The 24,051-nt window shown below is 42.4% G+C and carries 16 protein-coding genes; 15 read left to right on the top strand and 1 reads right to left on the bottom strand.

Annotation, left to right across the window (positions count from 1 at the left end):
* Positions 1–13: 13 nt before the first annotated feature.
* The 4 genes from NST34_RS21125 (at position 14) to NST34_RS21110 (ending at position 8,050) form a co-directional block, all read left to right on the top strand.
* Positions 14–1,369, top strand: a complete 1,356-nt coding sequence (locus tag NST34_RS21125) for an MFS transporter (RefSeq protein WP_341128709.1) — start codon at positions 14–16, stop codon at positions 1,367–1,369.
* 33 nt (positions 1,370–1,402) lie between these two features.
* A complete protein-coding gene (locus NST34_RS21120) occupies positions 1,403–3,667 on the top strand; it encodes a beta-glucosidase family protein (protein WP_341128708.1) in 2,265 nt (754 codons plus the stop codon).
* A 24-nt stretch (positions 3,668–3,691) separates the two neighbouring features.
* Entirely contained in the window at positions 3,692–5,392 is a 1,701-nt protein-coding gene (locus NST34_RS21115) for a glycoside hydrolase family 3 protein (protein WP_341128707.1), read from the top strand.
* Between the two features lie 123 nt (positions 5,393–5,515).
* Positions 5,516–8,050: a GH39 family glycosyl hydrolase gene (locus NST34_RS21110; RefSeq protein WP_341128706.1), complete on the top strand. Its 2,535-nt coding sequence runs from the start codon at positions 5,516–5,518 to the stop codon at positions 8,048–8,050.
* Here the strand turns inward: NST34_RS21110 and NST34_RS21105 are convergent.
* The gene (locus NST34_RS21105; protein ID WP_081393246.1) at positions 7,998–8,843 is read right to left on the bottom strand and encodes a lipase family protein; all 846 of its coding nucleotides are present in this window, start codon (positions 8,841–8,843) and stop codon (positions 7,998–8,000) included. The two genes, NST34_RS21110 and NST34_RS21105, sit on opposite strands and share 53 nt — an antisense overlap.
* 174 nt (positions 8,844–9,017) lie before the next feature.
* On the opposite strand from NST34_RS21105, the gene NST34_RS21100 reads away from it, so the two are divergent.
* From NST34_RS21100 to NST34_RS21050, 11 genes are all read left to right on the top strand, one after another.
* Complete coding sequence (locus NST34_RS21100) at positions 9,018–10,820, top strand: cache domain-containing sensor histidine kinase (RefSeq protein ID WP_042189748.1); 1,803 nt, start codon at positions 9,018–9,020, stop codon at positions 10,818–10,820.
* The gene (locus NST34_RS21095) at positions 10,798–12,441 is read left to right on the top strand and encodes a response regulator transcription factor (protein ID WP_076286550.1); all 1,644 of its coding nucleotides are present in this window, start codon (positions 10,798–10,800) and stop codon (positions 12,439–12,441) included. Before NST34_RS21100 ends, NST34_RS21095 begins: the two co-directional genes overlap by 23 nt.
* A 22-nt stretch (positions 12,442–12,463) precedes the next feature.
* A complete protein-coding gene (locus tag NST34_RS21090; RefSeq protein WP_341128705.1) occupies positions 12,464–13,843 on the top strand; it encodes a carbohydrate ABC transporter substrate-binding protein in 1,380 nt (459 codons plus the stop codon).
* A 114-nt stretch (positions 13,844–13,957) separates the two neighbouring features.
* Positions 13,958–15,985 carry a DUF5107 domain-containing protein gene (locus NST34_RS21085; RefSeq protein WP_341060173.1) on the top strand — a complete coding sequence of 676 codons (2,028 nt, stop codon included), beginning with the start codon at positions 13,958–13,960 and terminating at the stop codon, positions 15,983–15,985.
* Positions 15,986–16,164: 179 nt separating this feature from the next.
* Positions 16,165–17,577: an ABC transporter substrate-binding protein gene (locus tag NST34_RS21080; protein WP_076299338.1), complete on the top strand. Its 1,413-nt coding sequence runs from the start codon at positions 16,165–16,167 to the stop codon at positions 17,575–17,577.
* 174 nt (positions 17,578–17,751) lie between these two features.
* Positions 17,752–18,657, top strand: a complete 906-nt coding sequence (locus tag NST34_RS21075) for a carbohydrate ABC transporter permease (RefSeq protein WP_042189741.1) — start codon at positions 17,752–17,754, stop codon at positions 18,655–18,657.
* A gap of 15 nt (positions 18,658–18,672) precedes the next feature.
* A complete protein-coding gene (locus tag NST34_RS21070) occupies positions 18,673–19,503 on the top strand; it encodes a carbohydrate ABC transporter permease (protein WP_076299337.1) in 831 nt (276 codons plus the stop codon).
* A gap of 160 nt (positions 19,504–19,663) precedes the next feature.
* Positions 19,664–20,371, top strand: a complete 708-nt coding sequence (locus NST34_RS21065) for a DNA alkylation repair protein (RefSeq protein ID WP_076286545.1) — start codon at positions 19,664–19,666, stop codon at positions 20,369–20,371.
* A gap of 111 nt (positions 20,372–20,482) precedes the next feature.
* Positions 20,483–21,772 carry an L-cysteine desulfidase family protein gene (locus NST34_RS21060; RefSeq protein WP_341128704.1) on the top strand — a complete coding sequence of 430 codons (1,290 nt, stop codon included), beginning with the start codon at positions 20,483–20,485 and terminating at the stop codon, positions 21,770–21,772.
* Between the two features lie 196 nt (positions 21,773–21,968).
* Entirely contained in the window at positions 21,969–23,435 is a 1,467-nt protein-coding gene (locus NST34_RS21055) for a protein adenylyltransferase SelO (protein WP_341124666.1), read from the top strand.
* A gap of 38 nt (positions 23,436–23,473) precedes the next feature.
* Complete coding sequence (locus NST34_RS21050) at positions 23,474–23,953, top strand: DinB family protein (RefSeq protein WP_076286542.1); 480 nt, start codon at positions 23,474–23,476, stop codon at positions 23,951–23,953.
* Positions 23,954–24,051 lie beyond the last annotated feature (98 nt).

Here is a 24,051-nt window from a genome sequence, read left to right as displayed (position 1 = left end):
GGGAGATGGTTGTATGAATGAAAATCAAATGCCATGGAGAGAGCGAATTAGTTATGGGCTAGGCGATACCGCGTCAAATCTGATTTTCCAGATGACAACACTTTACCTCATGTACTTCTATACGGATGTGTTTGGTCTGAACCCTGGTTCAGTAGCTGTGGTATTTCTTGTTGCACGGGTAATCGACGCGATCGTCGAGCCGTTCATTGGTGTCATGATTGACCGCACGCAAACAAAGTGGGGGAAATGCAGACCCTATTTTCTTTGGCTTGCTGTTCCTTTCAGCTTGACTGCAGTACTTATGTTTTTGACGCCGGATTTTGGTGATACGGGCAAACTTGTATACGCATACATTTCGTACACCGTGCTCGGTATTATGTATTCCGGTATTAATCTACCACTGTCTGCAATCCTGCCAAGTCTGACTAGTAATTCTAATGAACGTACAGTGATCAATACGGTTCGTATGATATTCGCCGTAATTGGGGTTGTTACAGTTAGTGCTGGAACGATGCCGCTTGTGAAAGCTTTTGGTGGTGGCGATCAAGCAAAGGGTTTTCTGGTCACCATGATCTTGTTCTCAAGCATTGCACTGCTGCTGTTTCTAAACATGTTTGCGAACACTAAAGAACGCGTAAAAGCCATTGATGAAAAACCGCTTCCGATGCGAGAAGGTGTTAAAGCGCTCAAAGGCAATGTACCTTGGTTGATCATGCTTCTGATGAGTTTGTTCCTGTGGATCACAACATCGATACAAGGACAGACCAGCATTTATTATATGACCTATTATATGAAAAAGCCTGAACTCATTCCTATCGTGAATTCGATGCAATTGTTGATGATATTTTCGATGGTGATCGCTCCTTTTGTAGTGAAGAAAATTGGGAAAAGGAACACAATTATTATGGGATCAGTGGTTTCTATCATTGGCTACCTTATTGCAATTACTGGGGGGAATGCCCTTTCTGTTCCGGTGCTGTTGGCAGGGCTTCTTATAAGCGGGCTTGGCATGGGAGTAGGAGCAGGTCTGATTTTTGCAATGATGGCCGACACGGTTGATTATGGGGAGTGGAAATCAGGTGTTCGGGCACAAGGCCTACTTTATTCAGCTGCTAGTTTTGGGGTTAAGGTGGGGATGGGACTCGGTGGAGCACTTGGTGGGGTGATATTGTCGATGGGTGGTTATGTAGCTAACTCCACGGCGCAGTCAGAATCCGCATTAGCTGCGATTTCATTTAACTATTTGTGGGCACCGATTATTGGCCAAATTATTATGATTACTTTGCTGTTGTTCTATCGTCTTGACAAGGATCAACCCGTTATGATGCGTGAACTCGAGGAACGTCGCAATTCTTCTATCGCTATGTAAATAAACTAGTCATTCATAAGGAGTGAAATGAACATGGTACTTAACATTCAAGAAATTATTGCACAAATGACTTTAGAGGAAAAAGCAGGTCTTTGCTCAGGACTAGATTTCTGGCAGACAAAAGCCGTCGAACGACTAGGTATTCCATCCATCATGATGACAGATGGTCCACATGGTCTGCGTAAGCAAAAAGCTGGGAATGATCATTTGGGTATATTCGATAGTGTCCCTTCTACTTGTTTTCCGGCAGGAGCTGGAATGGCTTGTTCTTGGGACCGGGAGCTAATCAAGCAGGTAGGCGCAGCCATTGGGGAAGAGTGTCAGGCTGAAGATGTCTCTATTTTACTGGGGCCTGGAGTTAATATTAAACGTTCACCCTTATGCGGCCGCAATTTTGAATATTTCTCTGAAGATCCGTATTTATCCTCCGAGATGGCAATAGGCCATATTGAAGGTGTTCAGAGCCAAGGCGTAGGAACTTCGTTAAAACACTTTGCTGCAAATAATCAAGAGCATCGGCGTATGTCTGTAGATGCAATTGTAGATGAGCGTACACTAAGGGAAATCTATTTGGCGAGCTTCGAAAGCGTGGTGAAAAAAGCGCAGCCATGGACCGTTATGTGCTCCTACAATCAGGTGAACGGCGAGTATGCTTCAGAGAATCCGTATTTACTCACGGATATATTAAAAGAAGAATGGGGACATGAAGGGTTCGTAGTTTCTGACTGGGGTGCGGTGAATGAGCGAGCTAAAGGCTTAGCGGCAGGTTTGGAGCTAGAAATGCCGTCAAGTAATGGTGCCGGTGATCAGAAGATTATCGATGCGGTTCAGAGCGGAACATTATCTGAAGCAGCACTGGATCGTGCGGTGGGTCGCTTGCTTTCTATTATTTTCAAAGCTGTTGAGAATGACAAAGAAAATGCTTCCTATGATCCTGAGGCACATCACCAATTAGCTAGAGTTGCTGCCAGAGAAAGCATGGTACTCCTTAAAAATGAGGGTGGTCTTCTTCCTCTGAAACGTGAAGGCTCCTATGCTGTGATCGGTGATTTTGCCCGTAATCCACGTTACCAAGGTGGTGGAAGCTCACATATCAAGCCAACTAGGTTGGATGATATATATTACAGCCTTCTAGAAGAAGCGGGTTCATATGCGAAATTGAGTTATTCTCAAGGTTACGTTTCTGATAGCGATGAGCCGAGTCTGGAACTTATTGGGCAAGCCATAGAAGCCGCTTCACAAGCAGATACGGCGATTGTGTTCGTCGGATTGCCAGAGCGCTATGAGTCTGAAGGCTACGACCGGACTCATCTTCGTATTCCAGAGAGTCAGATCCGCTTGATCGAAGCAGTCGCTGATGTTCAGCCTAACACTGTCGTTGTGCTGAGTAACGGATCGGCCATTGAAATGCCTTGGATCAGCAACGTCAAAGCTGTGCTTGAGGGTTATCTAGGTGGGCAAGCGCTTGGTGGTGCCATCTCCGATCTGTTATTCGGAAACGTAAGCCCATCAGGTAAGCTGGCAGAGACCTTCCCTATGGAGCTGGAACATAATCCTTCCTACTTAAATTTCCCTGGCGAAGGAGATACCGTTGAATACAAGGAAGGATTGTTTGTAGGATACCGCTACTACGATGCTAAGCGAATTTCACCTTTATTCCCGTTTGGTTATGGTCTCAGCTATACAACATTTGCATACTCTGATTTTTCGGTAAGTTCGCACTCTTTGAAAGATACTGACACGCTGCAAGTAAGCGTGAAGGTTACCAATACTGGCGCTATGCAAGGCAAAGAAGTAGTACAGCTATATGTAAAAGACGTACTCAGTAATGTGGTGCGGCCAGAGAAGGAGTTAAAGGGCTTCGCGAAGGTAGATCTGCAGCCTGGGGAAACGAAGCAGGTAAGCTTTACGCTTGATAGCAGAGCGTTTGCTTATTATAACGTGAAGCTGAAAGATTGGCATGTGGAAACCGGTGAATTTGAAATTTTGGTGGGAGCTTCTTCCCAAGAGATCCTGCTTGTTGAGTCTGTGGTTGTTGAATCAACTGTATCCCTCGCTAAATCCTATACCCGTAATTCAACTATAGGTGATCTTATGGGAGATCCACAGGCTGCTGCTATTATTCAAGCTATGCTGTCACAAGCTGGTGAGATGATGCCCATGCTTCAGGATGGCTCGGATATGATGATCGAGATGATGCGCAACATGCCGATTCGTGCAATGGTTATGTTCAGTCAAGGTGCTATGACGGAACAAGGGTTAGATGAGCTGATTAATCTATTGAATTCCAATAAATAAATCTGGGAGAGTGAGATAAAAGACATGATAGATTTGAAAGCTAAACCGTTTCATCTAGATGATGAGGGGATTAAATGGGTAGAACAAACCTTAGCCTCTCTGGATTTGGTGGGCAAGGTCGGGCAGTTATTTTGCCCGATCGGGTTCACCGATGATAAGACGCAGCTGGCACTTTTGACACAAGGGATTAAGATTGGCGGGATTATGTTCCGTCCCGGTCCAGGAGAGCTGGTGCAAGAAACACATCGCTACTTGCAGGATACATCGGATATTCCGCTGCTAATTGCAGCTAATCTTGAAGCAGGAGGTAATGGTTCTGCGGCAGAGGGTACTTTCTTCGGTAAGCAGCTGCAAGTGGCGGCGACGGATAATACCGAAATGGCTCGTAAACTTGGTATCATTGCCGCGCGGGAGGGTGGTGCTGTAGGCTGTAACTGGGCTTTCGCACCCATTCTTGATATCGACTATAATTTCCGTAATCCGATAACCAATGTTAGAACATTCGGTTCTGATCCGCAGAGAGTAGCTCGCATGAGCAAGGCGTACACCGAAGCGATTCAAGAGCATGGCATGGCGGTATCTATTAAACACTTCCCTGGGGATGGCGTTGACGAAAGAGACCAGCATTTGTTGACCTCTATTAACTCACTTTCAGTGGAAGAGTGGGATGCAACCTTTGGGAAGGTATATGCGGATTGTATAGAAGCTGGCGCACATACGGTTATGGTAGGGCACATCGCTCATCCTGCCTATTCCAGAGAATTACGTCCGGGGATTACAGATTTGGAGATTATGCCTGCAACGTTAGCTCCTGAGCTTTTAAATGATTTATTGCGTAACAAGCTCGGCTTTAATGGATTAATTACTACAGATGCTACGCCAATGGCGGGATTCACGATGGCAATGAAGCGGGAGCTAGCGGTTCCGACATCCATCGCTGCAGGTTGTGATATGTTCCTATTTAACAAGAGTTTAGAAGAAGACTTTGCCTATATGATGAAAGGAATTGAGACCGGCATTCTGACGGAGGAGCGCGTGAACGAAGCAGTGACTCGTATTCTTGCAGTGAAAGCTGCGCTGGGACTTCATAAGAAGAAACAACAAGGCACGCTCGTTCCAGAAAAAGAAGCCCTTGCCGTCCTTGCTTGCGAAGAGCATGTGTGTTGGGCTCAGGAATGTGCAGATGAGTCAGTTACATTAGTAAAGGATACACAGGAGATGCTCCCCATTAGTCCTGAGAGTCACAAACGTCTACTGGTATTCACACTAGGAGGCGAGGAAGGATTATTCGGAGGGGCAGATATTGCACCGCACTTCATTTCCAAGCTAAAAGAGGAAGGATTCGAGGTAACGCTCTTTAATAAGAGTGAAGTTGATTTCAGTGCCATGTTCGGAGGTGTGAAAGCGTTAACGGATCACTATGATGCTGCGGTTTATATCTCAAATCTGGAGACCCATAGTAATCAAACCGTTGTACGGATTAATTGGGCACCTCCATTTGGGGCAGACATGCCATGGTTTATTCAAGAAATGCCAACGATGTTCATTTCTGTAGCGAATCCTTATCATTTGATCGACGTCCCGCGTATACCAACGTTCATTAATGCCTATTCACCAAGTAATTATGTGGTAGATGCACTGATTGAGAAGCTTGTGGGGCGTTCCTCCTTTAAAGGAGTTAATCCTGTGGATCCGTTTTGTGGCTATTGGGATACACAACTATAATTAGAATTCATAGAGATCTGTAATAGTATCAAGCGATTGAATAGGATAGTTCTATTCAATCGCTTTTTTTATAATATAATAGGGCATAAGACATATATTGAGAGAGTGAGAGGAGGGTGCTAGTTGCAAAGCTACACCTACGAAAATATTGAGATGGACGATCATCTTCCGGTCCACATGTTTTTGCACAGTACCCATCAGGTCCCGAATCATTGGCATGATAGCATTGAAATATTATTCGTACTCAAGGGGAAACTTGAACTTTTCACAAAGGACAGATTTAGAGAGTTAAATGAAGAAGATTTGTTCTTGATTAATGCTAATGAAATTCATGCGATTAAAGCTGAAGAGAATAATTTGGTGCTAGCGCTGCAAATTCCAGTTTCTTATTTACTTCTGATTGAACCTCAGATCGAAAGAATGTTATTCGATTGTAATTCTGCGGCTGCTAGCTATGAAGAACAATCTAAGTTTGATGAACTTCGTACATTGCTGGCTGAGATGATGCTGCTCCACAATAAGCGCCCACAAGGGTATCATCTACGCATACAGTCCTGTCTTCTTAATTTAACTTATTTACTCATGCAAGGATTTCGTGAACAAGACCAAAGTCCTGAGAAACATGATGATAAGCATCGTGAACGGCTATTGCGAATTACCTCTTATGTCAAAGAGAACTACAATCGGGCAATTAACATCCAGCAGTTGGCCCTTCAGGAGTATTTGACCGTTCCGTATTTATCGCGTTTTTTCAAAGAGTATATGGGTACTTCCTTTACCAAATATGTGAATGCGGTGCGTTTGGATAAAGCTGTAAAAGATTTGACGCTTACCAATCTATCCATCACACAGATCGCTCATGATCATGGGTTTCCCAACCTGAAATCCTTTAATGCGGTGTTTAAAGAGTTCTATCGACAGACGCCTGGAGAATACCGGAAGACCGTCTTGGACGGACGCAGTTCATTTCAGAAAAGCAGTGTGGCCCAGTTTAACTACTTTGACATGAATCCCACACAGGCGTTTGAGTCGCTATTCAAATATCTGCCTAACAAGAATTTATCAGCTACTTCCAATCTACCAGTTGCCCTTCATATACATAAGCAGACCCATGAGATTTCGGTAAAGTCTAACCAAAGCAAGGAGCTTGCGCATACTTGGAAGAAGCTCATGACGGTAGGAAAGGCCAAAGAGGTATTGTTTGCAGAGGTACAAAGACATATCAAGCAAATGCAACAGGAGATTGGGTTTCAGTATATACGGTTTCACGGTATTTTTGATGATGAGATGATGATTTATGGCGAGAATGAGCGGGGAGATGTGAGCTTAAACTTTGCTTATATTGATTCATTATTTGATTTTTTACTGTGCTCCGGATTGAAACCGTTTTTAGAGCTCTCTTTTTTACCACGCCAGCTTGCGGGAGAGGGAGCTACTTCTGTTTTTTATAAAAAGAGCTTGGTGGGTAGTCCTAAGGACCTCGGTAAGTGGAATCAGATGATTCTTCAGTTTATTACGCATTACATTCATAGATATGGCATTCATGAAGTGAGGCAGTGGTATTTCGAGGTGTGGAACGAACCGGAAATCCATATTTTTTGGCCAGATACTTATGAAGCTTACTGTGAGCTGTTCATTTCAACATTTCAAACCATCAAATCCATAGATTCTGAGCTACGTGTGGGGGGGCCAGGTGTTTTATCTCTTACGTTAATGCAGTCAGATTGGCTGACAAGGTTTATGAATGATGTGTGCAGACGAGGCGTAAAGCCTGATTTTATATCCTTTCACAGTTATCCGTATGATGAATCGTTAAGATCAACTCAAGTGATTCAGGTGGATTATGAAGAGAATCCGGATGTGTGGTTTCAGACAATAGAGCTTTCAGCGGATACAGAATATTTATCGCGAGTCATTATTAAATTGAAGAAAACCGTATCGGAAGCTATGGGAAGTGATGTTCCTGAACTGCATATGACAGAATGGAATGCCACAGGCTCTCACCGTGATTTAGTGAATGATACATGCTTTAAGGCAGCCTATATCGTGAAAAATGTACTGGAAAATATGGATGGTCTCCATAGTTTTGGTTATTGGACGGCTACGGATTTGCTAGAGGAGTTCAAAATGTCGTCAGAAACGTTTCATGGAGGTTTGGGGCTGATGACATATAACGGGATACCAAAGCCATCCTTCTACGCGTTTAAACTACTTGCAAAATTAGGCCGCCAATTCATTCATCAAGGGAAAGGATATTACATTACTAGTAGTGATATGGGGCTACAGGTGTTGATGTATGCTTACGCGCATATCGATTCATTGTACCAAAAAGGTGATGCCTCGCTCATTAATCGCACGAATAGATACGATGTGTTCGAAGAAGGTGGAGACATAGAGTTGACGTTGGAGCTTGCAGATATTCAGCCAGGCTCGTATACGATCAAAAGACATACAATTAACAGGCAAAATGGAAGCGTTTTCGACCTGTGGGTACGAATGGGGGCGCCTCATCCTATAGATGCTGACACCCTTAATTATTTGAAGCAAGCCAGCTGCCCGCAACTGACCTTTGAACAAGTCGAAATAACGAGCACCTATTCGTTAATTAGTAAGTTGTCTCCGCATGAGGTGCAGTTGGTGGAATTGATGCGCTTATGATGGGGTTATTTACAACTGGACAGAATCCTGGGTTCGTTAGACAAAGTTCCTCGGAGTATTGCGGTTGAAGCTTGGATAGCTCTGTGAAATAGTAGCTGATCATATGATTACCACTTGCCGATCCATTCTGAAATGACAGTGATAAAAAAGTGTGGACATGACTGTAATAGTACTTCGTTTCCCGTTTAGGTAGCCTGTATACATGTGGAGGCGCGTAGGTAACAACATCAAAGAGATTGGCATAACGGTAACTCTTGCGGACATATTGTTTAAAAGCATTAACGAAGTTCGGATCGCCTACACGTGGTGAACCATAGGTGTACAGAATAGGTGAGATGTGCGAGGTGTTGGCCGCAAGATCAATAGCACATAAAGTGGCGAGTGCTCCGCCAAGACTGTGACCAGTAATGTATAAGGTCTTATCGGGAGATAACTTAGCGAGTGTAGAGATAATCCCATCGCGCGCTGATGAGTAGATATTCGTGAAACCGCGGTGGGTAAGGGTATCTTCTTTAATGTAATTGAATCTCTCTTGTGAGGCCATAACGTTTGACATCCAATCGGTTGTGGAGCTGGTTCCTCGGAAGGCAACGATAATCTCTTGTGGAGATTCCAAAATAAATCCAAAGCGTTCCCACACCTCGCTGATGGATCTTGCTTCAATCGTATCCACGATCTGATAATCTAATGGAACGACGAACGAACCCTCTTTATTTGAGAACTGCGCATAGGTCTGTCCGCAGATAGCAGCTAGAAAGATAGCCCTTTGCTCTTGATCATTTTTGGTACCCATGTGCATCCCGCCCTTCTTCCTAAACTATATTAGGGGGACGAGGGAGAGATTCCTATATCATGCGAGACCCTGTACTAATGTGAAAGGGCTAAATTCTACACCGCTTGAATACTTACTTCAGATGATCTGTTATTAGGAGGTTTATCGATATGAATCTAACTTTAGTGTACGTAAATGATTAAATTACTTCGAAAGTCAAAAGTTCAGCGACGCTTAATGATTTCATTTCTGCTGCTGGCTATTATCCCACTGTGCACCTTCGGCTTTCTAGCTTACCATAAATCGAATGAAGCAATCACCTCTAAGACAACTACCTTTGTAAATGATATATTACGCCTCTTAGGAAGCAAGATCGGAACAGAAGTGGCCAAATATGAGACTTTCGCCGATCAAATTATGTTGAATGGAGATATTCAGCAAGCACTGCTCCGCTACAATAGATTGAGTGATCTTGATATTAGTAACATACATAAGAAGTTTGAAGACACTGTGTTAAGCGATAAATTTTGGCTGTTTGCTACAATCAAAACACTACAGATTCTAACTAATAATGGACAAGTTCTGTACGATTATGGATACGAAGAATTTACTACAGAGGATAAACAGCGAATATTTGCTCAGGCCAAACAGAATAAAAGTGCAGATATCTGGACCACAGCCCATACGACAGCTGGTGATAATATCCTTTCATTGTCTAGGAGGATTCCACTTTCATATGGATCGGGTGAAACTGTAGGGTTCGTCATTATGGGGATTGATGAGGAATTATTCTCACAGATTTTGTTTGGAAGCATTAATATGGGACAGGGTAGTGAACAAATCATTATGAATGATGCAGGAGAAATATTGACGAGCAACAACCACTTGTTTCAGTCGGATCAAGATTTGGAAGCTAATCGTACTTTAAATCATTTGATTAATTCCCGTATGGAGACGGGGACAGTAACGCTGCGGGCAGAACCCTACTTTTTCTTAAATACACATAATGAGGTACTTCATTGGAATGTAATTAGTTTAATTCCGCAAGCCTACTTGAATATGGGATCTGTAGAGATTAGAAATGAAATGTTCTTCATTGCCGTCATATGTGTAGTTGTTTCATCCTTATTTGCAACCTTCATCTCTGTTAGTATCTCCACCCCCCTTAAGAAGTTAGTGAGTGGAATGAACCAGGTCATGCGAGGTAATTTAAAGGTAGAAATAAACGACAATCATCCAGATGAAATCGGATACCTTTCAGGGAAATTTGAAGCCATGATCGAGGAAATCAAACTATTGATTGACCGTGTGGAGCAAGAACAGGCACAGAAGAGGGGTATTGAGCTACAAATGTTGCAGGCACAAATTAATCCGCATTTTCTATTTAATACATTGAGTTCGTTAAAATGGACGGCGATGCTAAGTCAGGCGGATAGTGTAAGCAATGGTTTAGGTGCACTGGCTGAATTACTTCGAAGTACAATTGTTCAGAAGAATGAACGGATAACGCTTGGGGAAGAGCTTCGGAACATCAAGAACTATGTCGTTATTCAACAAATTAGATACGGGATGTCATTACAGGTTGATGTGCAAATTCCTGAACAGTTATTAGATACTCAAGTGTTGAAATTTTTGCTTCAGCCCATTGTTGAGAATTCGATTATTCATGGACTAAGCGGCGAGAATATGGAACCTAGAATTACAATGACTGCTGAATTGAACGGAGAGGTGTTAAAGATTAAGTTAAGCGACAATGGGAAAGGGATGAGTGCTGAGAAGTTACAGGAGATATTGCAACTTAAAGATAATCATTCAGAGAATCGATTAGCAAATATCGGTATTGGAAATGTACGGGAGAGAATCAAATTACATTATGGAGACCCCTATGGATTAGAGATTTGGAGTAAGCCTGATCAAGGCACGGATGTTATCATCACGATACCTTATATTTCTACACTTCAGGAGGACTCAGCTGATGCGGATACTAATTGTGGATGATGAGAAAATAGTGAGGATTGCACTTAGTACACTAATTAAATGGGATGAATATGGTTTTAAATTAATGGGTGCTGTTGCAGATGGATACAAAGCTCTTGAGGTCATAGAGACAGAATCGATCGATATCGTGATTATGGATCTAGTGATGCCTAACATGGATGGACTTGAATTAATCCGAACGCTCAACGAACGCAAATTCACTGGGAAGTTTGTGGTGCTTAGTAATTATGATGATTATGCTTACGTGCGGGAAGCCATGAAGCTTGGAGCAGAAGATTATATGTTGAAGCTGACGCTTAAGCCAGATGAGCTGATTGTCTTGCTGACGAAGATCTCGGAGCAATTATTAACGGAACGAGAGCTTAAAGAACAGGACATTCATATGAAAATTAAGCTTAATGAAACGCAGCTTCAGCAACGGAACAGCATATGGCGAGAGCTTCTTTTAGATCAGGAGCAGGACATGGTTTATTTGTTACAAGAAACACAGAAGTACGGGATACCCTTCGATAGACTTGCTGGTAATCTTATTATGATAAGAATCGATGATTATGTGGAGGCGCTAAGTAACGGCAAAATTAATAACAAGAGGCTACTTAGCTTTTCTATAGCGAATATTGTGAAAGAAACCGTGTCTGATCACTTTGCATTTGATTTCATAGAGATGGAGAGTAATCAGTATATTGTTATAGTTTATGAACAGAGCGGTTATTCTGACGAACCCAGTTGGTTACTGTTGATGAATAACTTAGTGCAGATGCTTAAGCTGTATTTGAATTTAAGTGTCAGCATTACATTAAGTGATGCATTCGTAGGTTTGAAGCAGTTGAGAGAACAATACACTTTGTGTCTGCGAGCATCTACAAACAACTTTTATACGGGGCCTGCATCTGTCTTGGTTGCTGGGCATTCAAAGTTAACCCAGTCACTACACTCCATTAATTATGTGGAATGGTTGGATCAAGTCAAAGCAGCAGTTGAAGTAGGGAACACAAAGCTAGTATTGGAGAATATAAGCATATTATTTAATGAGGCAAAACAAATCAAATGGGACCCTTCAGCCTTAAAATTTCACCTTTTGGGATTATTATCTGACCTAGACAACTTGATCTTAAAATGGAACACACAAGTACTATCATCCACTGAACAAAATAGAGTAGGGGCAACAACGCTCTTAGAGAGTTTTGAGAGTGATATTTCACAAGCTGAGTCTATGGAAGGGCTTAGTCTATCTATTGAACAAGCGATGCAGGAAGCCATTAATCTATTGTATCAAGTTAAAAGTAATATTTATCGCAAAGAAGTACTTCGAATCACGGAGATTTTGCAGGAGAATGTTGAGAATAAAATAACGCTTGACCGTCTCGCTCAAGAAGTAAATATGAATGTTAATTACTTATGTCGTGTATTTAAGCAAGATACGGGCAGAAGCATTGTTCAATATATGAATGAACTAAAAATCAATAAGGCAATTGAATTGTTAAAGCTTCCGGATACGAGGATTAAAGAGGTGGCTTCACAAGTGGGGATAGATGATCCGTTTTATTTTAATCGGGTATTTAAGAAGGTCGTGGGGCTTAGTCCTTCAGATTTCCGTAAGAAATTACTCGCAACTAAATAAGTCCAAGGAGGAGGCACCTGTTATGAAATCTATGGAATCTATTAAAAATAGTTTAATATTCGCAGGTGTGATCCTATTATTATGGGCTAGCACAGGATGTACTCCTTCAGATTCGAGCTTGAGCAAAATACAATCCTCCCAAGTGAAACATGAGTTTGCGAACAAAATTCTGAACTTAGCTGTATTTGAGGGAGGGCAAGGAAAGGATTATTGGCTCGCGGTGAAACAACGATTTGAATCAGACTATCCAGGGGTAACTGTTAATTTGACTGCAAGCCCCAAGATCATGGAAATACTTAAACCGCAAATCGCAGTTGGTAATCCACCCGATATCATTTATATCTCACAGAGTGAGACGACAGGTATGATTGAAGAAATGTTGAGAGATAAATTATTACTCGATTTGACGGATGTATTTGAAGGGAATGCTCTTGATAATCAAGAACCTCTTAAGAATAAAATGCTGGATGGTATTTTAGATTATGCTAATCCCTTAGGGGATGGAAAAATTTATGCTGCACCGTTCTATACCTCTCCAATGGGGCTAATCTATAACAAGACTCTTTTTGAGAAAAAAGGCTGGAAGCTCCCAGAGACATGGGATGAATTCTTGAAGTTAGGTGAGCTCGCTAAGAAGGATGGAAGATCACTATTTACCTACCAAGGTTTGTTTCCGGGTTATTTAGAGTCTATTTTCTGGCCGTCAGTGGCATCTGTAGGGGGGATGGAAGACGTCTGGAAGGCGGAAAATTATGAGAAGGATGCATTTAGGTCCGATTCCGTCAGACAAATAGCTGAGGTGTTGAGTGCTATAGCACAAAAAGGTTATGTCATGCCAGGAACCGTTAAGTTAAGCCATACACAAGCACAGGCTGCTTTTCTACAAGGTAAGGCATTGTTCATTCCTTGCGGAATATGGATAGAGAATGAAATGAAAGGCACTCCACGCGAAGAAGGATTCGAATTTGGTTTTCTCGCACCACCTGTGTTTAATAAGGGGGATCAGAGGTATGTCATGTCCTATTTGGATAGCCTGTTTATTCCCGCCAAGGCGAAGAATATTGAACTTGCCAAGGAGTTCCTGCGTTATCAATACAATGATGATATCGTTCAGTTAAATGCGGAGAAATCCAAAGGTATAGTCACGGTTAAAAATGGTCTGGAAATCGTAAAGCCATACACTTCTCCAATATTCTATGATTCCGTTCAAATATCTCAAAAAGATGTAGCACCGATTGTTTTTCAATGGAAACAAGCATCGCAGCTAGTCATCAAAGACGTAGAGGCAATATGGAACCCCATAACTGGCCTAATGAGCAATACGCTGACTGTTAAACAGTGGCAAGATGAGGTTGAGAAAATAACCAAGAGTGTGCGGGAATTAAGTTCTTCTATAGAATAAACCTGTTTATTGAGTGTCCTAAATCGTACAGGTTTTGTTCAATTCTGTTAATGGTAGCTTTAGCATTTAGCAGTGTAAAATTGGATTAACTATATGGGATTGGATGTGACGTGAATGAGTGTAGTCATTTCAACATTAACTCTTGAAGGTGCATTATTAGAAGGAGAGAATCCTCTTCCAATGTTCAGAAACAGAGACCATCATACAAAAGTAGGAGATAATGGTACACTTACGCCAGAATTGAGACAGCAGCTGGGTGAACATACAGGTGGGAGATATTTACCTTATCGCATGCAGGATCGCTATACACGTGAAAGAAAACCGATGGTTATGAAGTCGATTGTATTGGAAAATGACATCTTAAAAGCAGTCTTTTTACCTGAGTATGGAGGTAGACTCTATTCGCTTAAAGATAAACGTACGAACAAAGATATATTGTATACAAATCCTGTCTTTCAACCGGCTAATTTAGCGATTCTAAACGCTTGGTTCTCTGGAGGGATTGAATGGAATGTGGGACAGGTAGGTCACACCTTTACGACCGCCTCTCCCGTGCATGCTGCCAAATTGATGGATGATAAGGGCAATGAATTTCTAAGAATTTATGAATATGAGCGTTGTAAAAACATTTTTTGGCATATTGATTTTCATCTTCCTCAAGGGGCTAAGGAGCTCTCTGTCTATGTAAGAATCATTAATGATAGCAAAGCGTCGATTCCTATGTATTATTGGACAAATATTGCAGCACCGGAAACCTTGCAATCAAGAGTATTCTCATCCACTAGTAAGGTTATCTATATTGATCACCAAGTGAAGGGGTTTGGATTGGGAGATTTGCCAGTGCTTCCTTCAGTTCCAAATGAAGACTCGTCATATCCAATGAGAATTCCTTTCTCTAACGAGTATTTTTTTCAGACAGAAGCAGATTATAAATCCCCGTGGGAAGCAATTGCCTATGAGGATGGTAGTTTATTCTACGAACGTTCGACTAGCCTCTTAAGATATCGTAAATTATTTTGCTGGGGCAACCATGCAGGTGGTAGAAGATGGTGTGATTTCTTAGCGAAGCCAGGCGAAGGTAATTATGTTGAGATACAAGCAGGGCTTGCTCCAACACAGATGCATGGACTAGACATGCCTGCAAATTCAATATGGGATTTCACTCAAATATTCGGTATTACTCAGGTGGATGCACATAAGGCAAATCAAAGCGATTGGTCTGAGGCTCGGGATTTTATTGAAACGCAAGTCAATGAACAATTGCAAGAAGATGAGGTGTATATTCTTCATGAGAAGTTGCAAGCTTATGCTAATTTAACACCATCAGAACTATTGCACTCAGGCTCAGGCTGGGGAGCACTTGAGGACATTCGTAGAAAAGCTCATAATGAAAGGTCGATTCCGGATGGATTTCTATTCTTGGAATCCAGTATTGCAGCACCGCAACTTCCATGGTTAGCCCTGTTACAAGAGGGAGGTTTGCCAGTGGGAGATGTGCAAGATATTCCGGCCTCTTGGATGGTCCAAGAAGAATGGATGGAATTGCTTCGTACCAGTCTAGAGCATGCAGATAATCAAATATGGAATTCCTACTTGCATTACGGCATTATGCTCTATGAGTATGGAAAGGAAGATCAAGCAATAACTGCATGGTATCAATCGCTTGAATTGAAGCCGTCTGCTTGGGTTTATCGTAATCTGGCGATTACCTCTGAACAGAGAGGAGAGGCAGATCAGGCTCTGGTCTATTATGAACTGGCGTATTCTTTATACAATGGCTTTCCTGACAGAGCATTTGCAGATGAGTATATTAGCATGTTGATTAGAAATAAACAATTTGCTAAGGCTTGGAGTGTGTACGAATCACTTCCTGAAGAGTTCAGGCAAAGTGATCGTCTCCAAATTATTATTGGAGCTGCTGCTCAGGAGTTGGGTCATAATGAATTCCTATTATACTTATTCCAGAAAGAATTTGCTGTGATTCGTGAAGGCGAAGTTACGATTGTGGAGCTGTGGTATAAATTTCAAGCTAAAAAGCTAGCGGAGAGCCGAAATACTGTATTATCTGAAGAATTAATGAAGGAAGCTATCACCCTATATCCACCGCCTAATAACATTGATTTTAGAATAGTGGGAGCTTAACCAAGAGAGAGTTTCGATGATTTTAATCGAAGCTCTCTTTTTTTTAGGATGCTGAAGGTGATTAAAATTTAGATAAAATTGTGCATGCTTTGTTCAATATCGTCGATGTTAGACCTGAGTTGCTTCGTTATATACTTACTTGTGAAAGCACTTTCATATTTGAGGGGGATGCTACACACGTGAAAAAAAGACAAAAGAAGCTCACAGGTTTGTTGCTTGCTATGTCGATGGTTCTAACGTTATTGGCTGGTTGTGGATCAAGCAATACCACGAACAATGCTGCCCCGCCTGAAGCAACTAAGGAGAACACCCCTACAGCTACAACTGAGGCTACCACCGAAGTTAAAGCTTCTGGACTAGAAGGTAAGGTAGTATTCTGGTCGATGTGGAGCAGCACTGAACCACAAGCGAAGGTTATTGAGTCTGCAGTTGCTGAATTCAAGGCGGCTAATCCAGAAGTTGAAGTGGATCTGAAATTTACCGGTCGTGATATCTTAAAATTGATCAAGCCTGCTTTGGATGGAGGAGAGCAAATTGATATCTGGGAAGCCGATCCAGGTAGCCCAGCTGGTATTCAAGGGATGAAAGATTACGTTATGAAGCTTGATGATTTGCTTGCGGAGCCATCCATCGGAATGGAAGGCAAGTCAGTAAAGGATTCAATGATTCCAAGCTTGTTAAGCTGGATACAATCGCTATCCACAAAGTACGGTTTAGAAGAAGGTATTTATTCGATTCCGCAGCAACCGTATGCAGTACTCTTTTTCTATAACAAGGAAGTGTATGAGAAAGCTGGGATAACAAAAGCACCTGCCACTTGGGAAGAATTCCTTGCAGATGCTGAAAAAATCAAAGCAGCAGGTTCAGCACCGCTTACCTTTGATGACGCATATCGGGACTTATTTATTGGATCCTATCTGGCAAATGCGATGGGGGCAGATTGGGTAAGCCAGCTTGTGCAGGATAAGACCGGTGAGATGTGGAATGATCCAATCATTCTTCAATTCGCTAAAGATATGGCTAATTTAAACGCTAAAGGTTTTTTCTCTAATAAAATTGCCGGAAGTAAATATCCTGCGGCTCAGCAAGATCTCGTGCTTGGTGGTTCTGCTGCTTATCTAAATGGAACATGGCTTCCGAATGAAGTGCTTGCCACCTCAGGACCAGATTTCAAATGGGGCACGTTTCAATTCCCAGATGTTCCAAATGGAAACGGTAAAGGTGGAAAACAAGGGTTGATCTTTGGATCTCAAGGGATGTTCATTAATAAATCGAGCAAGAATGCAGAGGCTGCTTTTGAGCTTATCAAACATATCGTTAGTAAGCAGATACAAGAAAAAATGGCGAAGGATGCACTTGCGATCCCAGCAACTATTGATTCTGAATGGCCTGCGATGCTTGCTGAAGCAGAAGCTGCTTTTCTAAATGCAAAAGAAAATATGCCTTGGGGTGGAGGTATTGGTGATGGAGGCGACTTTACGCTTGCTACCATTGTGCCTACCTTCATGGAACTCATCACTGGCAAACTGAAGCCAGAAGAATTCGGGCCGAAGCTAAGTGCGGAAGCTAAGAAATTCTACGCTGGTAAATAAAACATAACAATTCCAAAATTACCCTCCGTCACGTCGTTCCCTTTTCTCGAGTCTTTTTGTTCAATCTAGATTTTATGTAAATCTATATGTGGCGGTCAATAGCGGCGGCTGCATATAGATTTTTTAAAGTATAAGGAAGAATAAGTTGCACATTATGATGCGGGGGATACAAAGATGAGAATTAGTAAACCGATTATGATGCTATTCCTTCTGCCTGCTATCCTGGTTTATATGTCGATCTTTTTTTATCCAACCTTGCGGGCAGTGTTTATGAGCTTTTACGAGATATCTAATATAAACAGTAGTATCAGTGAATGGAAATTTATTGGTTTAGACAATTACTGGGGGTTATTTCATAATTCCTATTTTTTAAATTCTTCATTAAATGTGCTTAAGATTTGGATTATTGGTGGACTCATTGTTTTCGTTATGGCTTTTTTCTTCTCAGTGCTTATTTCCTCCGGCGTTCGTTTCAAAGGCTTCTGGAGAGCCTTGATTTACCTGCCTAATACTGTATCTGTTGTTGTCATGTCAGTAATATGGCTTCAGTATGTGTATAATCCGACCTTTGGATTGTTGACACATGTATTTCGCCTTCTTGGACTTGAACAATTAGCTAATATTCAATGGACGGATGACCAGCATTTATTTTTATCCATGCTGATCGCTTTTTGTTTTGGATCAATTGGTTATTTCTTATTAATTCTTGGTGCGGCCATGGATCGGATTCCTAATGATTACTACGAAGCAGCATTATTGGAAGGAGCAAACACAGTATATCAGTTCTTCCATATTACTCTTCCGTTACTCCGTGATGTGTTTAAGACCACGCTGGTGTTATGGACGGTTACAGCCATTAACTTCTTTGTATGGTCTTCCATTTTCGGGAGAAATGATCCACATACGATGACTCCTGGCTATTATATGTACTTGAAGGTATTTGGTGGGGAGAGAATTTCTGATACGCAAGCTTTCAATGTTGGAGCAGGAGCTGCGATTGGTGTATTGATTACTGTTGCAATTATTGGCTTTTCCTTCTTGATTGGTCTGTTGTTTAGGAAGGATCGTTTAGAATACTAGGAAGGAGGAGACAATATGCGTCTTCACTCAATCACTCGAATCATTCGATATGTTCCATTAGTAGTCTGGCTTATCTTTACAATTATTATTTTTGGATACGCATTCCTTGCTTCACTCAGCACGACAAGAGAGATATTTACGAACAAACTACTGGCGAGCGGAATTCATTTCTCTAACTATACCCGATTATTCGAAGAAACGAAGATCGGCTTGTACTTTTTGAACAGTCTAGTTTATACGGTAACCTCTTGCGTAGGTATTATTGTTGTTGCAGCTCCGGCTGCTTATATATTGGGACGAATTCAGTTTAGGGGAAAAAGGTTAGTTGATTTAATGTTTATCTCGGCATTATCAGTTCCGGGGCTACTGATCTCGATCCCGTTGTTTTCGTTATTTTATTCATTGAATTTAACAGGCTCAACATTTACGTTAATCTTTGTATACATTTTTACGAATGTCCCTTTTGCTGTATTTTTGCTTACAGGGTTCTTTGCATCCATTCCGAAAGAATTGGAGGAATCAGCAGCGATCGATGGATGTGGGCCGATTAAAGCTTTTATCAAAATCATCTTACCTATGGCACAGGCTGGTATTTTGACGTTAACGATTTTTAATGTGATGGGGATCTGGAATGAATATTTTTATGCTCTGATCTTTGCTAATAATCCGGATCGACATCCAATAGCATTAGCACTTCAATCCATCGTAGTAGGATATACGAATACTGGTAATTACTCGGGTATTTTTGCTGCATCACTTTTGGTGTTTCTGCCCACGTTTATACTTTATCTTCTTGTGTCCAGAAAGATCGTTGCTGGGATTACAATCGGTTCTGTAAAAGGTTGAGGTAATAACCACCTAATAATATAGGTGGTTATTTGCGCACCCATAAGGATTTCTTAGGAAACTTAACTTGCGACAAGGAAACCCATACAGTACACTTTCTTTAACTAGTACAAACCTAAGATAGCTTGGGAAAGAACTTTGAAAAAGGAAGTGTTAAATAGTGGATTTAGAGATGGTCATGCAGGAGCTGAAAGCGCTTGGTAAGGAACGAACCAAGAAAATATATATGTCTAATGGAGCAAAGGAACCGCTATTTGGCGTGGCTACCGGAGCAATGAAGCCAATCTTCAAGAAAACCAAAATAAATCAGCCATTGGCTGAGGAACTTTATGCGACTGGGAACTATGATGCCATGTATTTTGCCGGCATCATTGCTGATCCCAATGCAATGACGGAAGCGGATTATGACCGATGGATGGATGCGGCTTATTTTTATATGCTGTCCGACTTTGTAGTGGCAGTAACCTTGGCAGAAGCAGATATTGCACAACAAGTTGCCGATAAATGGATCGCGAGTGGTGAAGAGCTGAGAATGTCAGCGGGCTGGAGCTGTTACTGCTGGCTGCTTGGCAGTCGGCCGGATGTTGAGTTTTCCGAAAGCAAGCTTGCTGGTATGCTTGAGATGGTGGAAAATACGATTCATGATTCTCCAGAACGTACCCAATACGCAATGAATAATTTCATGTACACAGTGGCCGTATCTTATTCGCCACTTCATGATAAGGCCAGTGAAACCGCAAGAACTGTAGGGCCAATTGAAGTTGATAAGAATAAGGCAAAGAGTAAATTGATTCACGCGTACGCAAATATTCAAAAAGCAGTCGACAAAGCTCGGCTTGGTTTTAAACGCAAGCATGTAAGATGTTGATCTAGCAGAAGCTTCTAGAGAAGAAAAAGGAAAAAGGATTCCCTGAAACTTCACTCTGCGTTACTATATAGAAATGACTCCAAGTGGGAGAGAGAAGGGGGAAAAGCATACATGGGCAACTTATTGGAAATTTTGCACAAGGAAGTCGTACCGGCAGAAGGCTGCACAGAGCCGATCGCAGTTGCGTATGCCGTCTCCTTGGCGGCAGAGCTTCTCGAGGAAGAAATAACGGGGATTCAGCTGCATCTCAGTGGTAATATTATTAAAAATGCAATGGGAGTGGGCATCCCTGGGACGGGCCAGACAGGTCTGCCTATCGCCGCAGCCCTTGGTGCGGTGGTCGGACGTTCGCACAAGGAGCTGGAAATCCTATCAGGCCTGACTCAGGATGAGCTAAAGCTGGCAAATGACCTGCTTGATCGAAAGCTGCTAAAAGTGGAGATAATGGACACTCCTGAGAAATTATATATTGAAGCACAGGTGAAGACAGAGAATCATACAGCGACTGCCATCCTTGCTAAAGAACACACTAATATAGAATATCTGGCTCTGGACGGGAAAAAAGTGACACCTAAGAAGTCTAAAGCAGATTGTGGTAAGCCTGGACTTTCTGATACTGAAACCTATGAAGGCTCTGTAGATCGGATATTCGAGTTTATAACTACGGCTCCATTTTCAGACCTTAGCTTCCTCTTGGAAGGCGCTCGGATGAACAAAGCGATTTCCGAAGAGGGACTCCGAGGCGATTATGGGTTGCAAGTAGGGAAGAAGATGAATCAGCAATCTGCTGTGAATTTGTTCGGCAATGATGTAGCGAACAAAATAATAGCGGCTACTGCTGCGGCTTCAGATGCTCGCATGGATGGCAGCGCAATGCCTGTGATGACAACAGCGGGCAGCGGTAATCAAGGCATCGCCTGTACGCTTCCTGTTATATCTTTGGCGGAATTACTTGGCAAGGATGAAGAGACGCTAGCTCGGGCGCTTGCACTAAGTAATCTGGTCACTGTGCATATCAAGCATTATATTGGGCGGTTGTCGCCTTTATGTGGTTCAGGAATTGCAGGTGGAGTTGGAGCGAATAGCGGGATCATTTATCTCATGGACGGCACTCTTGAGCAGATCAAGCATGGGATACAGAATACGATAGCCTCTTTATCAGGCATGATTTGCGACGGTGCAAATTCAACCTGTGCGTTGAAGATATCCACCTCCACCAATACGGCGATTCAGGCAGCCACACTGGCGATGAACAATATTGCTCCTACAACCAAGGATGGAGTTATTTTCGAAGAGGTGGAAGACACTATCCGCAACATGGAGCGGCTGGTTCAGGAAGGTCTGGCGGATACTGACAAGACCATCTTAAATATCATGCTCTCCAAAGGCGGAGCGAATTAGCTTCCTTTAAGGTAATAACAGGTTAGAACATCATAATTTTAGACCGTCTGGTTCCCTACATGAATGGCAGGAGACTGGGCGGTCTTTTTATCTATTCTGTAAGGGTATTTGTTATTGCGAAGATTTGCATTAAATTTTAACATAACTTATTCTGAGATCATAAAGGCATAGACTGATGGTATAAAAAGGAGATATTATGACGGAGAAGATAGATATAGGATGGAACTTTGAGAACAGTTATGCTCATCTGCCGGAATCCATGTTTACAAGGATCAAACCAACTCCTGTGCGTAAGCCGGAGTTAGTTATTTTAAATGAAACATTGGCTACTGCCTTAGGGCTGAATAGCACAGCACTACATAGTAAGGAGGGTGTTCAGAATCTTGCAGGCAATGAAGTCCCTGAAGGTACTGTAACGCTTGCTCAAGCGTATGCTGGACATCAATTCGGACATTTTACCATGTTAGGTGACGGCCGAGCTGCGCTGATTGGTGAGCAGATCATACCCCAAGGTGAACGCGTAGACATTCAGCTTAAGGGCGCGGGAAGAACACCATATTCTCGTGGTGGCGATGGCCGAGCCGGACTTGGACCGATGCTTCGTGAATATATCATCAGCGAAGCCATGCATGGTTTGGGTATTCCTACCACTCGCAGCTTGGCAGTGGTAACTACTGGAGAAACGATCATTCGAGAAACAGAGCAGCCTGGTGCTATTCTGACCCGAGTTGCTGCAAGTCATCTACGGGTGGGCACCTTTCAATATGTTGCAGCGTGGGGTACTGTTGAGGATGTCCGTACTCTGGCAGATTACACATTACAAAGACATTATCCGGAAGCTGTTTCTCAAGAGAATCGTTATCTTTTCCTGCTTCGAGAAGTGATTGGACGTCAGGCTGAATTAATTGCCAAGTGGCAGCTGGTAGGATTTATTCACGGAGTAATGAACACCGACAACATGGCGCTTAGCGGAGAAACGATTGATTATGGTCCTTGCGCCTTCATGGATGTGTATCACCCAGAAACGGTATTCAGTTCCATTGACCAGCAGGGTCGTTATGCCTATGGCAATCAACCGGGTATTGCCTCTTGGAATCTCGCGAGATTCGCGGAGACTCTCCTGCCATTGCTGGCTGATGATCAAGAACAGGCGATTCAGCTCGCTGAAGAGGAAATTGCAGATTTTAAAGAGCGGTCTTACCATCACTGGCTCTCAGGTATGAGGGCGAAGCTCGGAATCTTCAACGAAGAGGTAGAGGATGTAGCGCTAATTGAGGATCTGCTAGATTTGATGCAGAAATATCGGGCAGACTATACCAATACCTTCTGTGCCCTAACTTTAGAGAAGCTGGAAGAAACCGCTCTGTTTGGTGCAGCGGAATTTACGAAGTGGCAAGAGTTATGGCAGGCTAGACTTAGCAGACAGCAGCAATCGAAAGAGGTTTCGCTGCAGCTAATGCGCAATAGTAATCCTGCGATCATTCCGCGGAACCACAGGGTAGAAGAAGCGCTCCAAGCGGCAGTACAACAGGAAGATTACAGTGTGATGGAGCGATTGCTTAAAGCTCTTTCCAATCCTTACGCGTATTCCCCTGAACAGGATGAATACTCGGCACTACCTGAGGAATCAGCACGTCCATATCGAACCTTCTGCGGCACTTGATTTGCTGATAATGATCTAAATAATGAGGTGAAGTAAGAATGTTTCATGCATATGATGTTCTGGCTAACCAGTTGCTAGCTAATGCGAATGATCCAAGTTGGTATGTGCCCTTTGAGGTAGCCGTAAAAGACTTAAGAGAAGAAGAAGCATTTTGGAAAGTAACGGAAGAAAGCAATAGTATTGCTGAGATAGTGCAGCATCTGCTCTACTGGAATGAAACTTGGCAAACAAGGTATAAAGAAAAGAGTGTCCATGCGGTTCCTTCAGTGGATAACAATAATACCTTTGTCGTTGCAGAAGGAGTAACGTTCCAAGAGCTTCAACAACAACTCTTAGAAGTTCTTTTATGTTGGCAGGAACTGATTACAAAGGAACAATTGGATGCCGATGTTCAAGAATTCCAAGGCAGTCAGTGGTGGGAAGTAATAGGCAATGTGACAACACATAACGCGTATCACGTAGGGCAAATCGTTTTTATTCGAAAGATCCAAAAGAGTTGGAATCGCACTATGAAGTGAATTGAAGGACGTTAACGGATGTACATTCATCTGGCTAACGTCTTTTTTTCGAATATCAATGAAGATAAGTTGCGCAAAATACTTACATATACTTATAA

It is taken from the genome of Paenibacillus sp. FSL H7-0714 (assembly GCF_038003765.1).
Lineage (GTDB): Bacteria > Bacillota > Bacilli > Paenibacillales > Paenibacillaceae > Paenibacillus_AQ.
This window is presented reverse-complemented; position numbering and strand designations above follow the sequence as displayed.